This is a genomic window from Psychrobacillus sp. OK032 (assembly GCF_900111345.1).
In the GTDB taxonomy this organism is placed as follows: Bacteria; Bacillota; Bacilli; order Bacillales_A; family Planococcaceae; genus Psychrobacillus.
Genome location: NZ_FOGY01000011.1, coordinates 20,560 through 35,889, shown reverse-complemented (window position 1 = coordinate 35,889; position 15,330 = coordinate 20,560). Strand labels below are relative to the sequence as shown.

The window sequence follows — 15,330 nt, the reverse complement described above, 5'->3', positions numbered from 1 at the left end:
CGAGGTTCTCGTAATTATTTTACATCTACTTCTTGCTTTTTCACGATTTCCACTAATTGATCCCATGTTTGAACTTCATAAGTTGGTTGGATTGCTGTCACATTCTTCTTTAAATGCGGATTAAACCAACAAGTGTCGATACCAAAGTTATTACCACCTTGAATATCCGAAGAAAGAGAATCACCAATCATCAATACACGAGATTTATCGGATACTTTTAGTTTGTCCAAAGTGTGTTCAAAAATCTCCATCTGTGGCTTTTGAAATCCTGCTTCTTCTGAAGTAACAATTACCTCAAACAAATCTTTTAAAGTAGATCCACCTATCCTTGCATGCTGTGCTACTTTAAATCCATTTGTTAATACTGCAAATCTACAGCCTGAAAGGTTTGCAAACATTTCTTCTACGCCTTCGATCATATGAACTTCTCTTCCTAAACTTTCTATGTATTGATGACCAAAAATCTCCGCATTTATATCCAACGCTTCCTCCAAAAATAAGCGCTTAAATCGTTCCACTTTCAATTCTGCTAAATTGGTACGCCCTTGTTCCAAATCATCCCATAAAACTTTACTAATCACTTTGTAGCTAGGAAGATAATCTTTTACTCCATTTGGCAAACCAAATTCCGTAAATAATTGATGAAGTGCATTTTTCTCCGTCATATCAAAATCAAGTAATGTATCATCCAAATCAAATATTAATACGTCATATCTCATTCTTTTCCCGTCCTTCCACTAACAATATAATTTCCATTTTACCACATACTAAAAAGAACCTCGGATTCCCGAGGTAGAGTTGTATATCAAATACGGCAAGGACCACCACTTCGCTTTCCGTGGGCTTGGCTTCAGCCTCCTCAGGCCAACACTATGTTGGTCACGAAGGCGTTGCCACACGAGGTGGCGTTCTTTGTTCCTCATGCGTTCCTACGGGGTCTTCTGCTCAAGCTGTTCCCACAGGAGTCTTCGTGGTGGTCCACGCCTTATAAACACTTCCTTATAGATTTAACCTCTTTAGGAGGATTTATTATTATTCATAACCTTTTTAAAAAAACTTTTGTCGTCAACCTGGAACCTCGGATTCCCGTGGTTCATTTATTTCTAACTGCTCCATCTTTCGAAGCAGCCCAAAATGCTACAACGATAGCTAAAATCAAAACAATAAAAGGTGCGTAAAAGATTAAAAAGTCTGCCATACTGCTCCTCCTTATGCGTGATTATCTTTTTTGCCGCGGACATAATCTTTATTAAATAAAAATAAACGGAGTAATAAATAAAGGGATGGTATTAATAGCGCAAGTCCTGCGATAAATGCAATAATGAGCGCAATCGCCATTGCTTCATTCGTAAAACTATCGTAAATCGTTAAGTATGGATACAGTAAGTACGGACGATGTGCGAAACCATAAGCGAAGAACGCTATTAAGAATTGCCCAACTAAAAGTCCGAACGCTAATCCATATTTTCTTTTCTTAAACAAAAGCCAAACTGTTCCAAGAAATAATAAAAATGATAAACCAAACGCCCACCAAATATCCAGCATATTATTATAATGTTCCCGATTATGTGAGCGAAGTTCTACCATGATCCCAGCCGCAGTTATGATTGTCGGCAGCGCCCAAATTAGCGCATATTTTCGCATTAACCTTGTCGCATCCTGATCTCCTGCCTTATTGGCATACCATGTTAAAAATACAGCAGAGATATAAAGTACTGCAGAAATACTAAGCACAACAATTGCCCAAGTTAATGGACTTGTAAATAGTACATGATAATCGAGCGAAGGAAAACCATCTACCATATCAATGAATCCACCCTCAGAGATTGTCAGAACAATGGATAACGCTGCCGGAATAAATAATCCAGCTAATCCGTACATAAACGAATACCCTTTATGCCCTCTTGAACCATACGTTTCAAAGGCATAATACGATCCACGAATAGCGAGTAATATTAAAGCAATACTCATAGGTACTAAAAGTGTTGTTCCATAATAAAAAGCTGTTTTTGGGAAAAAACCAATGATACCTACAAAGAAAAACACAAGAAATACATTTGTTACTTCCCAAACTGGTGATAAATAACGTTGAATCACATTCGTCAAGATATGCTGTCTTCCGGTTAGTAAGCTGTATGCATTAAAAAAACCTGCACCAAAGTCGATAGAGGCAACGATTACATAACCAAATAAAAATATCCATAGTACTGCAATACCGATGATTTCTAATGTCATGAAATGTCAGCCCCCTTTTCAGCTTGACGATCTTCCAACTCTTGTTCTACTGGATTCCTTCTAAACATACGAGTCAATACAACAACACTCCCGATTCCAAGAACTAAATATAATCCTGAAAATAAGATTAACATTGTATCGACATGTCCACTAGTCGTAGCAGCATCTTCAACGCGCATTAGCCCCCTTAATATCCACGGCTGCCTACCCACTTCTGCAAGCCACCATCCAGCTTCAATCGCTAACATAGTAAGTGGTCCACCTAAAACGATTAACCAACGAAACAGTTTAGATTCTACAAACTTCCATTTCATTTGTGTTCCTAACCAATATGCTGCCGAAAGTATCGTCATCCAAACACCAATCGTCACCATCGCGTCGAATAAATAATGAATGTATAACGGGGGAATTTCGTCTTTTGGAAACTGGTCAAGACCAATGACCTCTGCTGTTGGATTCGAATGCGCCAAAATACTTAAAGCAAATGGTATTTTAATCGCATATTTGACTTCCCCATCCTCTAATACTCCATACATTATGAGCGGTGCATTTCCCTCTGTTTCAAAATGCCATTCGGCCGCTGCTAGTTTTTCTGGTTGGTACTCGGCTAAATATTTTCCCGAAAAATCCCCAATTATAGCTGCAGCAATAGAAAATACAAGCCCTACCTTCATCGTTAAAAAAAGTGCTTTTTTATGATATACATGATTCGAACCTTTTAATAATCGGAAAGCGGCGATCGCTGCTAACACAAATGCAGCAGTCATGTAAGCCGTTACAACAACATGCGCAACCTTCGTAGGCATTGCTGGGTTGAACATGGCAACTAACGGACTAATATTCACTAACTCTCCGTTCAATACATCGAACCCTTGAGGAGCGTTCATAAACGCATTCACAATAGTGATAAAAACAGCTGAAGCAGAAGCCCCAATTGCTACAGGAATAAGTAACAATAAATGTTTTTTCTGGTTCTCAAAACGATCCCATGTGTACAAGTAAATACCAAGGAATATTGCTTCAAAAAAGAATGCAAAAGTTTCCATAAATAGTGGAAGCGCAATAACATTTCCTGCAAGTTCCATAAAATTCGGCCAAAGTAATGAAAGCTGCATTCCAATAGCCGTCCCTGTCACTACTCCTACAGCAACCGTAATAACAAAACCTCTAGCCCATCGTCTTGCGAGTAAAATGTAATGCTCATCATTCTTTTTGATCCCAACCCATTGAGCAATCATAATCATCAGTGGGACACCAACTCCAATGGTTGCATAGATAATATGAAAAGATAAAGTAAGCTCGGTTAATACACGACTATAAAATACTGCTTCCTCGTTTCCCATTCCATCCCCTCCTCAGCTCCCGAACATTCTCCCAATAATGGAAAGCAACATAACTCCCGCAACAATAAATGCAAACCACATTAAGTACCTTTCTTGCTTTTTGTACATATACTTTCCTCCCTTTGTTACATTTTACCCGGAAAATCTTTTCTCTAACACTTTCTATAGGAAATATAAATAACCCAGCAATCGTTGTCGATTGCTGGGTTATACAAAAAATGTTTAAGAGTGGTAATTTTCTTTTTAGCGACTGTCTAGACTCTTGCTCAAGCTCGTCGCAAATCGCTTGTGTTGGCTGAGGAACTGAAGGTCATAGTAGTTGCAAAATATCTTTTTAATTTGTGCGCTTCCGCTTTTCTTATTACGGTCTGTCTTGCTCACGAATTTCATCAATTGGTACAAAAACCTCAATATGTCGATATAAATTTTGGAATGTGGCTGGAATGTTGCCACCATATTCGCCGTCTAAATTAAGCTGCACTTTTTGATCTGAAGTTACTTTGATATGTTTTGCCTTTTTGTAAATAACATGTGGATCCTCTAGATGGTCTCCACGAATTGCAAGGGATGCTACACGGATGAACTCTGCCATATTAACTTTTTTCAAAATTAATAAAGAAAAGTTTCCATCATTCACACTGGAGTTAGGAGCAAGTTTTTCAAACCCACCAACAGAATTCGTCAGCCCAACTAAGAACATCATCACTTCATCTTCAAACACTTTATCATCATATTCAATCCGAACTTTCGTCGCATTGATCGATGGAAGCATTTCTATTCCTTTTAAATAATATGCCAGTTGTCCAAGCATTGTTTTTAGCTTACTTGGTACATCATATGTCAGTTCGGTAATCCGTCCGCCACCGGCAATATTAATAAAGTATCGTTCATTATTCACAAGTCCAACATCTACAGGTATCGTATCACCTTTAACAATGATTTCAACTGCTTTTTGAACATCTCTTGGAATATGCAAAGCTCTTGCAAAATCATTCGTCGTCCCCATAGGAATAAGCCCGATTTTAGGTCGTTTTTCAAATTCACTTACACCGGCTACCACTTCATTTAGTGTGCCATCTCCACCAGCAGCAATGATTAGGTCAAAACCATTTTCTACTGCTTTTTTCGCTGCGGAAATTGCGTCTCCTTCGCCTGTAGTCGCATGGCAAGATGTTTCATACCCAGCGATTTCTAATGATTCTAATACCTCGGGTAAGTTTTTTTTGAAAATTTCTCTCCCCGAAGTTGGATTATAGATAATTCGTGCACGTTTCATACAGATTTCCTTTCTGCTTCACATTTCTTTCTAGTAATAAAGACTAGCCAACTTAAGAAAAAGTTCCATTCCGTTAATCAATTACGCCTCGGCATAATGGCGTCAAGATTTTGAATGGAGCTTAGGTCTGCGTAATGCAGGTCGGGTAGCCGTTGTCACATGAATGCTTCGTTCTTAGGATAAAATCCTTTATTGACTCCTTTTCAAAATCTGTGGTGTCCACCGGAGGCTTAAACTTTGTTCAGCGGTGTTTGAATACCTGCTGAACAAAGTTTAAAAGAGCCGACGTATGCCGGCCCCACTCATTAGTTCGTTTTTTATTTTTGTAATGCTTGTAACCAATTGTTACGTATGTCTTCGTAGACTGCTAGATGGAAATCTTTATTGTCTGTAAACTCTTTACTCATTTGCGCATAAAATGCTTTTTGAACTTCTTCGAATGTAGGGTCTTCTTTATCTGGAAACTTTGCTCTACCTTCCATTACAAACTGTTGCACTTTTTCGGCACGAGGTCCCCATTTCGAAATAACTTCCCCATCGCTATTTAATAATAAATAAACGGGAATCGAACGTCCACCATTTGTTAAATACTGATCGATTAATTCTAGGTTTTCATCTCGATATACAGCGCGCACTTCAAGATCTGCAGCTTCTGCAATTCTGCGCAAGATAGCGTTGTTCATCATAGCATCGCCACACCAGTCTTCTGTAATAACGAGTACATTTGGTGCTTTTTCCTTCAATAGTTCGATAAATTCATCATCCGCAGGGACTTCGAATTGGTCATAAATACTAAAAGATTCTTCTTTTTTCGTTGTCATATCATCCATATATTGTGTAAGTAGTTTTGCATTTTCAAAGTATTGTTGTTCTGTAGGCATTCAAAATGACCCCCTTTTTACTTTAGTATACTTCGTTCTACTTGCTAATACAAATAAGTTGTTACCCTTGCAGTTAAGTCTTTTTCAGCTATATTTTTCCATGAGAAAAGCGCATGCACCCTTTAAGATCAAAACCTATTTCTATCGTTTCCGGGGGCTTTGAACAGACTTACTGCTATAATTATTACCGTTTGATTTTTTAGAGAGGCTGGTCGTGACTGACGTCACGACCAGCCTCCCTTTTCTCGGTAATCTTATTGCTTTTGTCTGTCCGTCACCCTCCTTCAACAGAACGAATAAGGTTAAGATCTTTTTGGATAATGAGTGAAAAGATGCCTTCTAACTCATAAAGGAAGCACCCGAAGATGCAATTTCGGGTGCTCTAATGCTCCTCTATACAATAGATGCTAACTATTTTTTGATCATATACTCTTTTCAGCAGAAGAAAATTAGCAGAAATGCTCTTCTTAAAGATTCTTACTAGCTAACAGGTCCATCCCATCTACCTCATCTACAATCCATTGCATTTTCCTATCGTTCCAAGTACAAGTGACTTTATGCACCTAAGAAGTATATACTTACCTTTCTTTTATGATTAATTGGAAAACATTTAATTGATTGCAGTGCAAGGCGGCGACTCCTGCGGGATGAGTGAGACAGATGAGACATCACAACGTACGCGTGAGCTTTGGTGATGACTCATCGCTCCCCCCGCGGAAAGCGTCCGCCTGGTACGGAAATCAAGAGTATTATTGAATCGATCTTTTTCTCTAAAATAGATAGAACACTGAATTTATGCAACGGAAAATTATATACTTTCTTATTCTAAATAAAAAGGATAACTCCGGAGAGTTATCCTTTTAGTTATTATCTTTTTACGATTTCTTCGTTTAAGATTTTATTGACAAGTGGTGGGTTCGCTTGTCCTTTTGTAGCTTTCATAATTTGACCAACTAAGAAACCAATTGCACGGTCTTTCCCGTTTTTAAAGTCTTCGATAGATTGTGGATTTGCATCCAGTGTTGCTGTTACGATTTCACGAAGAGCACCTTCGTCAGAAATTTGTACTAAGCCTTTTGCTTTTACAACTTCCGCAGCATCTCCGCCGTTATCCGCAAGCTCTTTGAATACTTTTTTCGCTATTTTCGATGAAATCGTTCCATCTGAAATAAGTTTAATCATACCAGCAAGATTTGATGGTGTCAGTTTAATGTCTTTCAATTCTTTTTGATCAGCATTTAAGTACGCAGAAACTTCACCCATTAACCAGTTCGAAGCAAGCTTCGCATCTGCTCCAAGGGCAATTGTTTCTTCAAAGAAATCAGACATTTCTTTTGTTAATGTCAATACCATAGCATCGTAAGCTGGAAGTCCAAGTTCTTCGATGTAACGTTTTTTACGAGCATCTGGAAGTTCTGGAATTTCTGCACGCACACGTTCTAACCACGCATCATCAATAACGATGTCTACTAAATCCGGTTCTGGGAAATAGCGATAATCATCTGTTCCTTCTTTGACACGCATTAGAATTGTTTTACCTGTTTTTTCATCAAAACGACGAGTTTCTTGCTCAATTATTCCGCCTGAAGAAAGTACTTCCGCTTGACGAATTTCTTCATGCTCTAGACCTTTACGCACGAAGCTGAAAGAGTTCAAGTTTTTTAACTCTGCTTTTGTACCGAATTCTTCTTGACCGTATGGACGTAAAGAAATGTTCGCATCACAACGTAAAGATCCTTCTTCCATTTTACAATCGGAAACATCCGTGTACTGGATAATAGATTTTAGTTTTTCAAGGTATGCATATGCTTCCTCTGGTGTACGAATGTCTGGCTCCGATACGATTTCTACTAGTGGAGTACCTTGACGGTTGAAGTCTACTAGTGAATAACCATCAGCATGCGATAACTTACCTGCATCTTCTTCCATATGAAGACGAGTAATACCGATACGTTTTGTCTCTCCATTTACTTCGATTTCAATCCAACCATTTTTACCAATTGGCTTATCAAATTGAGAGATTTGATAAGCTTTCGGATTATCAGGGTAGAAATAGTTTTTACGATCGAATTTTGTATGTTGTTCAATTTCCATATTTAACGCTAGAGCTGCACGCATAGCGAAATCTACTACACTTTTGTTTACTACAGGAAGCACACCAGGGTAACCAAGGTCAATTACTGTCGTATTTGTATTTGGTTCCGCACCAAAGTGATTAGGTGCTGCAGAGAAGATTTTAGAGTTTGTTTTTAGCTCTACGTGTACTTCTAAACCAATAACTGTTTCAAAATTCATGTTATTTTCCCTCCCATATTTGAGGAGTTTGTTTATGGAAATCTGTCGCTTGCTCATATGCATGTGCTACGCGATAAATCGTTGACTCATCAAAGTAATTCCCAATAATTTGTAGTCCAAGAGGCATTCCATTTTCAAATCCACATGGAATGGAAATAGCTGGTACTCCTGCTAAGTTAATAGGGATTGTTAAAATATCATTTGCATACATTGTTAATGGATCTTCTACAATTTCACCAATTTTAAATGCTGGTGTCGGTGCAGTTGGTCCAATAATTACATCATATTCAGCTAACACTTTATCATAATCTTCTTTGATCAGCGTACGAACTTGCTGTGCTTTTTTATAGTAAGCATCGTAAGTTCCAGCACTTAACGAATAAGTCCCAAGCATAATACGGCGTTTTACTTCGTCTCCGAATCCTTGTGCACGGGTTTGTTTATATAAATCCATTAAGTTTTCTACATTTTCTGCACGGAAACCATAACGTATCCCATCGAAACGAGAAAGGTTAGAAGAAGCTTCTGAAGAAGAAAGGATATAGTAAGTCGCTAAAGCATATTTAGAATGTGGTAATGAAACCTCTTCCCAAGTTGCTCCAAGTGACTCTAGTACTTTCAATGCAGCATGAACGGACTCACGAGCTGCTTCGCCAACTCCTTCTCCTAAATATTCTTTAGGGACAGCGATACGTAAACCTTTAATATCACCAGTCAAAGCTGCTGCAAAGTTTGGTACTTCAACGTCTGCTGAAGTAGAGTCGAGTGGATCGACCCCTGAAATTGCTTCTAATAGTAAAGCATTGTCTTCGACGTTGCGTGTAATCGGACCAATTTGGTCTAAGGAAGAAGCAAAAGCAACAAGTCCAGAACGAGAAACACGTCCGTATGTAGGCTTCATACCAACAACACCACAATAAGCTGCTGGCTGACGGATAGAACCTCCAGTATCAGAACCTAGTGAGAATGGTACTTCCCCTGCTGCTACCGCTGCTGCAGATGCACCTGATGAACCACCTGGTACTCGATCTAAAGCCCATGGGTTTTTTGTTGTTTTGTATGCTGAGTTTTCATTAGAAGAACCCATCGCAAATTCATCCATGTTTAACTTTCCAATTGTGACCATTCCTGCTTCGCGTAACTTTTTCACAACCGTTGCATCATAAATTGGATTGAATCCTTTTAATATTTTACTTGCACAAGTTGTTTCTAATCCTTCTGTTACGATATTGTCTTTTACCCCGATTGGCAAACCAAATAATGGTCCGCGCTCTTCAAAAGGTACTTCATCTAATTCTGCAGCCGTTGCTGTTGCTTTTTCTTTGTTTAATGCTAGGAACGCTTCTACATCACCATCTAGTTTTTCTACACGGTCAAAAGCTTCTTTTGTCAAATCAGCAATCGAAACTTCTTTGCTATGTACAAGTTCTTGTAGTTCTTTCGCCGAACGTTCAAATAACGTCATTAGTTTCCCTCCTTACAATGATTAATCCATAATAGCTGGTACTTTTACTTGACCTGCTTCTTGTTCTTTTACATTTAACATCATAGTTTCACGATCAAGTCCTTTAGCTGCTACATCTTCACGTAGAACATTTACTAAAGGTAGTACATGTGTAGTTGGTTCTACATTTGTCGTGTCCAATTCTTTTAATTGCTCAGCAAATTCTGTAATTGCACCAAGTTGAAGCGCAAACTTTTCCGCTTCTTCTTCCGTGATTGCAAGACGTGCCAGATGTGCCACGTGCTTCACTTCTTCTTTTGTTAATTCTGCCATTTTCCACACCTCCGAATTCAATAACCATAGGCAATATCATACCATTTTTCACTCTGCTTGAACAGAGTGACACATTTTATAAAGAGTAAACAATTTATTGTGCATATATATGTACAAATGGTTCCTCTTCACCAGGTTTCTTAATGAGCAATGCTTCTGCTCCATTCAACGAGTTCACTTGTACTTCAATATTCATTGAAGGGTTAAAATGATCTTTTACAAGCCCTGCAAGATGTTGTGTAAATCCAATTACCTCCGAAGTACCGTAAAACTGAATTGGAATGGTAATCGTCCATTTTTGAAGTTGTTTATCTTTAAAATAAGCGGTTCCAATTACTCCGGTATAATTCGTAAAATACGTTTCTACATCCTGTTTAAAGTTACGGAAAATAGTATCTAAATCTCGATATTTTTCTTCTGATTCTCCCGTAGGAAATAGAATATATTCTTCATCGATTGGTTTCCAATCAGATACGTTCTTTCCGGCAGGAGCTGTACTATAGGTGAAATATGTTCCAGGTACAACCGCATTTCTACTATTTTGTTTAAAAAGACCTACTACAATCGGTACGTCTGCTAATCCTTCTATTTGACGCATACGATTCACGACTTCTTCTGCAATCTTTTTCCCGTTTTCTTCGATCCGCTTTTGAGTTAATACTTCTTCATAGGTCGCACCAAAATCTTCTTTTGTATAATAATAAATAGAATTTAAAGCAAGTCCTATCGAAATTCCTGCAAGCTTTACAGTATTCTCTTCTTTTACCAAGTAGTTTTGTTCTACAATATGTGTTATATAAACAGGAGCATTTTTTGCTTTCTCTTCTCCAGTAAGCCCTTCATCACTTGGATTTAAACCATCTTTTGTTTGATTGCTTCTTGCTAACCAGCTTTCTAACGTTTTTCCCTCTAGATATTGTCCCTCTTGAAACAAATACTTATCTGGTGAAAACTCATTTTGAGATATTCGAAGTAGACCAGTCTCTACTTCTTTCATATCGTACTTAGTTGCAAGATTTGATACTACTAATCCTCTACTTGCACTTTCTTCGTAGGGCAAGATTGTTCGGTAGTAATTCTCATCTAGTTGTAAACTTGGAATGATTACTGTTTTCGTAGCTTCCTCTTCCGTATTTTGAATAACTTCCGTTTCGTTGTTCGGAGAAGGAGTACATCCAGAAACGATTAGCAATAACACTAGCATTCCTATGCCTATTATTTTTTTGTACATGCTTTGAACCCCTTTAATCCGTTAGATGATCTAATAGTTTTTGTTCATCCCAAACTTCAATGCCTAAACTAGTCGCTTTTTCTAACTTAGATCCTGCATCTTCACCTGCGATAACTAAATCTGTTTTTTTACTTACACTCCCGGCAATCTTTCCACCAAGTGCTTCGATTTTTTCTTTCGCTTCCGGGCGAGTCAACTGCAACAGTTTTCCAGTGAGTACAATTGTTTTATTCGCAAATGGACTGTCTACCAGCAAGGCTGTATCTATAATTTTACCAGTATACTGTAGTGCTAATCCCGCTTCTTTTAAGCGTACTATTAGCTGTTGTACTTCTTCTTGCTCGAAATATGTAACTAATGAATCCGCCATTTTGTCACCAATTTCAAAGATTGCAGTTAGCTCTTCTTTTGTCGCTTTCATTAATGCTTCAAAATTATGAAATGTTTCCGATAGTATTTTGGCAGCTTTTTCTCCAATATGGCGTATTCCAAGACCGAATAATACCTTTTCCATCGAGTTGGCTTTAGATGCTTCAATTGCCTCCACTAAATTAGTAGCCGATTTTTGTCCCATTCGTTCTAGTTTAATTAAATCTTCAATCGTCAATTTATATAAATCAGAAACGTCTTGGATTAGTTGTTCTCTAAATAATTGCTCAACCACTTTTTCACCAAGTCCTTCTATATTCATCGCGTTGCGCGAAGCAAAATGATAGATGCCTTCTTGTATCTGTGCAGGACACTGTGGGTTCACACAGCGTAGTGCCACTTCTTCTTCAATTCTTACTAAGTCGCTATCACATACTGGGCAGTGCTTTGGCATTTCATATGGAATTTCAGTACCATTTCTTTCTTCCAAAATGACTGATACTACTTCAGGGATTATATCTCCCGCTTTTCGGATGATCACGCGGTCGCCAATGCGGATATCTTTTTCACGAATTAGATCCTCATTATGCAGGGTTGCCCGTTGAACGGTTGAGCCCGCAACGAGTGCTGGCTCTAATATGGCAGTTGGCGTTACTACCCCCGTACGACCAACTGTTAAGTCAACATCAAGAATCGTTGTGACCACTTCTTCTGCCGGAAACTTAAAGGCAATAGCAAAGCGCGGGCTTTTCGCCGTGAATCCTAGTTCTTCTTGCTGCCTGTAGTCATCTACTTTAATGACAATTCCATCGATTTCATAAGGTAGCTCATTTCTTTTAGCAGTCCATTCTTGAACAAATTCAAGCACTTCTTCCATTGAAGCACATTTTCTCGTTTCTTTATTCGTCGGCAAGCCTTGTTCTTTCATAAACTTCAGAGCTTCGGAATGCTGTTCTACATTTTGTGCAGCACCGTCCCCGCCTAGTCCATAGACAAACATAGACAGGTTTCTGCTAGCTGCCATTTTAGGATCAAGTTGACGAAGAGATCCTGCCGCTGCATTTCGAGGATTAGCTAATAATATTTCTCCACGTTCTGTCCGTTCTTCGTTTAGCTTCATAAACGAGGACTTTGGCATATACGCCTCTCCTCTTGCCTCAAGCGTAACTGTATCTTTCAATCGAAGTGGAATGGAACGGATTGTTTTGATATTACTAGTAATGTCTTCTCCCGTTGTACCGTCCCCACGTGTTGCACCTCTTACTAAGCGTCCTTCTTCATAAAGGAGGGAAACAGCTAGACCGTCAATTTTCAACTCACATACATACGTTGGGGATTCATCGATAATGCCTTGTATTCGTCGATCAAAATCGCGTAAATCGGCTTCGTTAAATGCATTAGAAAGACTGAGCATTGGGTTTGTATGCGTAACTTTTTGAAATCCTTCACTAACAACCGCTCCTACTCGTTGGGTTGGAGAGTCAGGTAATATTAAATTCGGATTTTGTTCCTCTAATGCAATTAGTTCGTTCAAATATTGATCGTACACCGCATCCGAAACTATTGGGTCATCTAACACGTAATATGCATAACCATAGTCATATAAAAGCTTATGAAGCTCTTTTACTCTTTCTTCTAATTTATCCATGGGTTTTCCTCCACTAAGTGAATTATCCTTTTTCGATTGGTGCAAATTTTGCTAGTAGTCGTTTAATACCTGTTGGGCTTGGAAACGCGATATCTAGTTCTGTATCTTCACCATTTCCTCTAACGCTAACAACCATACCTACGCCCCACTTTTTGTGCACTGCTTTATCTCCTACTTGCCAGCCCATTTTTTCTCCGCCGGATTGTTTGTATGCAGGACGAGTAACAGCTAGCTTTTTAGTTTGTTGTACTGATCTAGTACGAGATGTTGACATACTATTATTGTCACCTTTTCCACCGACAACCTCTATTATTTCATCCGATATTTCTGCTATAAAACGAGAAGGGCTATTAAAACTACCTCGTCCAAAAATCGTTCGAGACTGCGCACAAGTTATAAACAATCGTTCCTCCGCTCGTGTTATGCCCACGTAGGCCAAACGACGTTCTTCTTGCATTTCGTCGTCATCTCCAATAGAACGAGAATGCGGGAAAATATTTTCTTCCATCCCAATGATAAACACAACAGGAAATTCAAGACCCTTAGATGCATGCATCGTCATTAAAATAATATTGCCTTGTGATGTATCTTCTTCTTCATCTAGCTTGTCTATATCTGATATGAGCGCTAAATCAGTTAAAAATGCTACAAGCGATTTATCGTCACTTTTTTCTTCAAATGCCTTTGTAACGGATAAAAACTCTTCAATATTTTCTAAACGACTTTCCGCTTCAATCGTTTTTTCATTTTTTAGCATCGTTTTATAACCGGTTTTCTCAAGCACTTGCTCGACAATTTCCGTTACAGATAAAAACTCTTGCATTTGTGTAAGATTTTGAATAAGTCCATGAAACCCGACAACTGAGTTTACTGCTCTTGCGGGTATCCCCATAAAGTCGACTTCATGTAATGCATCAAGTATAGAACGATCTTGTTCCAGTGCATACATTGCCATACGCTCAAAAGAGGTTGCCCCAATATTTCGTTTTGGCTCGTTTATAATACGTGCAAGTGATAAATCATCATCGTTATTTGCGATTAAACGAAGGTATGCTAATAAGTCTTTAATCTCTTTACGATCATAGAACTTTGTTCCACCGACGATTGTATACGCCATATTCGATTTTACAAGTACTTCCTCCATCACACGAGATTGGGCATTTGTACGATATAATACGGCAAAATCATCGAGTGTGCGGTTTTCATTCTCCATCATTTCTTGGATAGATTGCACGACGAACTGCGCTTCTTGTTGTTCATTAAAAGCACGGAATAGCTGAATTTTTTCACCTTCGCTATTTTCGGTACGCAGTACTTTAGGGTATCTGCTTGTGTTATTACCTATGACGTCATTTGCAGCCCGCAAGATGCGTTGGGAAGAACGATAATTTTGCTCTAGCATGATCATTGTTGCATTCGGGTAGTCTTTTTCAAACGATAAGATATTTTGAATATCTGCTCCGCGCCATCGATAAATCGATTGGTCCGAATCGCCAACGACACAAATATTTTTAAACTTACTCGCAAGCATCTGCACTAACTCATACTGGGCTTTGTTCGTATCCTGGTACTCATCAACATGAATGTATTGGAATTTGTTTTGGTAGAATTCTAGCACTTCCGGAACTCTTTTAAACAACGTTAAAGTGGTCATGATTAAATCATCGAAATCGAGGGATTGGTTTTTTCTTAGACGCTTTTCATACCCTTTATAAACTTCTGCTACTGTTTTTTCAAACGGATTCATCTCATTCATCTGTGCTTTAAACGTATCCGCATCGATGCAAATATTTTTAGCACTACTTATAGCATTTAACATCGAACGTGGATCATATTTTTTCGAGTCAATATTTTGTTCTTTTAAAATATTTTTAATAACCGTCAACTGATCAGTTGTATCCAGGATCGAGAAGCTTTTAGAATACCCGATGCGATCAATATCTCTTCTTAATATTCGAACGCACATTGAGTGGAATGTAGAAACCCACATTCGCTCGCCTGTCCCAGCCCCTAAAATACTATCGATACGTTCGCGCATTTCACGAGCGGCTTTATTCGTAAATGTAATGGCAAGTATTTTTGAAGGATATACTTCTTTTTCTACGATTAAATACGCAATTCGATGGGTTAATACGCGTGTTTTTCCGGACCCTGCTCCAGCCATAATAAGTAGAGGGCCTTCTGTTGTTTTGACGGCTTTTTCTTGCTCTGTATTCATGCCATTTAGTAGGTTTTTTCCTATGAGTTCCATCATGCACTTCCTTCTAAGAACATT

The 15,330-nt window shown here is 38.5% G+C and carries 11 protein-coding genes; all 11 read right to left on the bottom strand.

Annotated features, from left to right (window positions below; translation table 11 throughout):
* Positions 1-14: 14 nt before the first annotated feature.
* Positions 15-719: a YjjG family noncanonical pyrimidine nucleotidase gene (locus BMZ04_RS18855; protein ID WP_093275714.1), complete on the bottom strand. Its 705-nt coding sequence runs from the start codon at positions 717-719 to the stop codon at positions 15-17.
* A gap of 490 nt (positions 720-1,209) precedes the next feature.
* Positions 1,210-2,235, bottom strand: a complete 1,026-nt coding sequence (locus tag BMZ04_RS18850) for a cytochrome d ubiquinol oxidase subunit II (RefSeq protein ID WP_093275709.1) — start codon at positions 2,233-2,235, stop codon at positions 1,210-1,212.
* Positions 2,232-3,578, bottom strand: a complete 1,347-nt coding sequence (locus tag BMZ04_RS18845) for a cytochrome ubiquinol oxidase subunit I (protein WP_093275705.1) — start codon at positions 3,576-3,578, stop codon at positions 2,232-2,234. Before BMZ04_RS18845 ends, BMZ04_RS18850 begins: the two co-directional genes overlap by 4 nt.
* Before the next feature lie 361 nt (positions 3,579-3,939).
* Complete coding sequence (locus BMZ04_RS18840) at positions 3,940-4,854, bottom strand: diacylglycerol kinase (protein ID WP_093275701.1); 915 nt, start codon at positions 4,852-4,854, stop codon at positions 3,940-3,942.
* Positions 4,855-5,171: 317 nt separating this feature from the next.
* Entirely contained in the window at positions 5,172-5,735 is a 564-nt protein-coding gene (locus tag BMZ04_RS18835) for a thioredoxin family protein (RefSeq protein WP_093275698.1), read from the bottom strand.
* An 867-nt stretch (positions 5,736-6,602) separates the two neighbouring features.
* The gene (gene gatB / locus BMZ04_RS18830; protein ID WP_093275694.1) at positions 6,603-8,030 is read right to left on the bottom strand and encodes an Asp-tRNA(Asn)/Glu-tRNA(Gln) amidotransferase subunit GatB; all 1,428 of its coding nucleotides are present in this window, start codon (positions 8,028-8,030) and stop codon (positions 6,603-6,605) included.
* A gap of 1 nt (position 8,031) precedes the next feature.
* Positions 8,032-9,495, bottom strand: a complete 1,464-nt coding sequence (gene gatA, locus BMZ04_RS18825; protein ID WP_093275689.1) for an Asp-tRNA(Asn)/Glu-tRNA(Gln) amidotransferase subunit GatA — start codon at positions 9,493-9,495, stop codon at positions 8,032-8,034.
* 21 nt (positions 9,496-9,516) lie between these two features.
* Positions 9,517-9,807: an Asp-tRNA(Asn)/Glu-tRNA(Gln) amidotransferase subunit GatC gene (gene gatC, locus BMZ04_RS18820; protein ID WP_093275684.1), complete on the bottom strand. Its 291-nt coding sequence runs from the start codon at positions 9,805-9,807 to the stop codon at positions 9,517-9,519.
* 94 nt (positions 9,808-9,901) lie between these two features.
* Positions 9,902-11,038, bottom strand: coding sequence for a CamS family sex pheromone protein (locus BMZ04_RS18815; RefSeq protein ID WP_093275679.1), 1,137 nt, complete (start codon positions 11,036-11,038; stop codon positions 9,902-9,904).
* A 13-nt stretch (positions 11,039-11,051) separates the two neighbouring features.
* The gene (gene ligA, locus BMZ04_RS18810) at positions 11,052-13,055 is read right to left on the bottom strand and encodes an NAD-dependent DNA ligase LigA (protein ID WP_093275676.1); all 2,004 of its coding nucleotides are present in this window, start codon (positions 13,053-13,055) and stop codon (positions 11,052-11,054) included.
* A 22-nt stretch (positions 13,056-13,077) separates the two neighbouring features.
* Entirely contained in the window at positions 13,078-15,306 is a 2,229-nt protein-coding gene (gene pcrA, locus BMZ04_RS18805; protein ID WP_093275674.1) for a DNA helicase PcrA, read from the bottom strand.
* Positions 15,307-15,330: the final 24 nt, after the last annotated feature.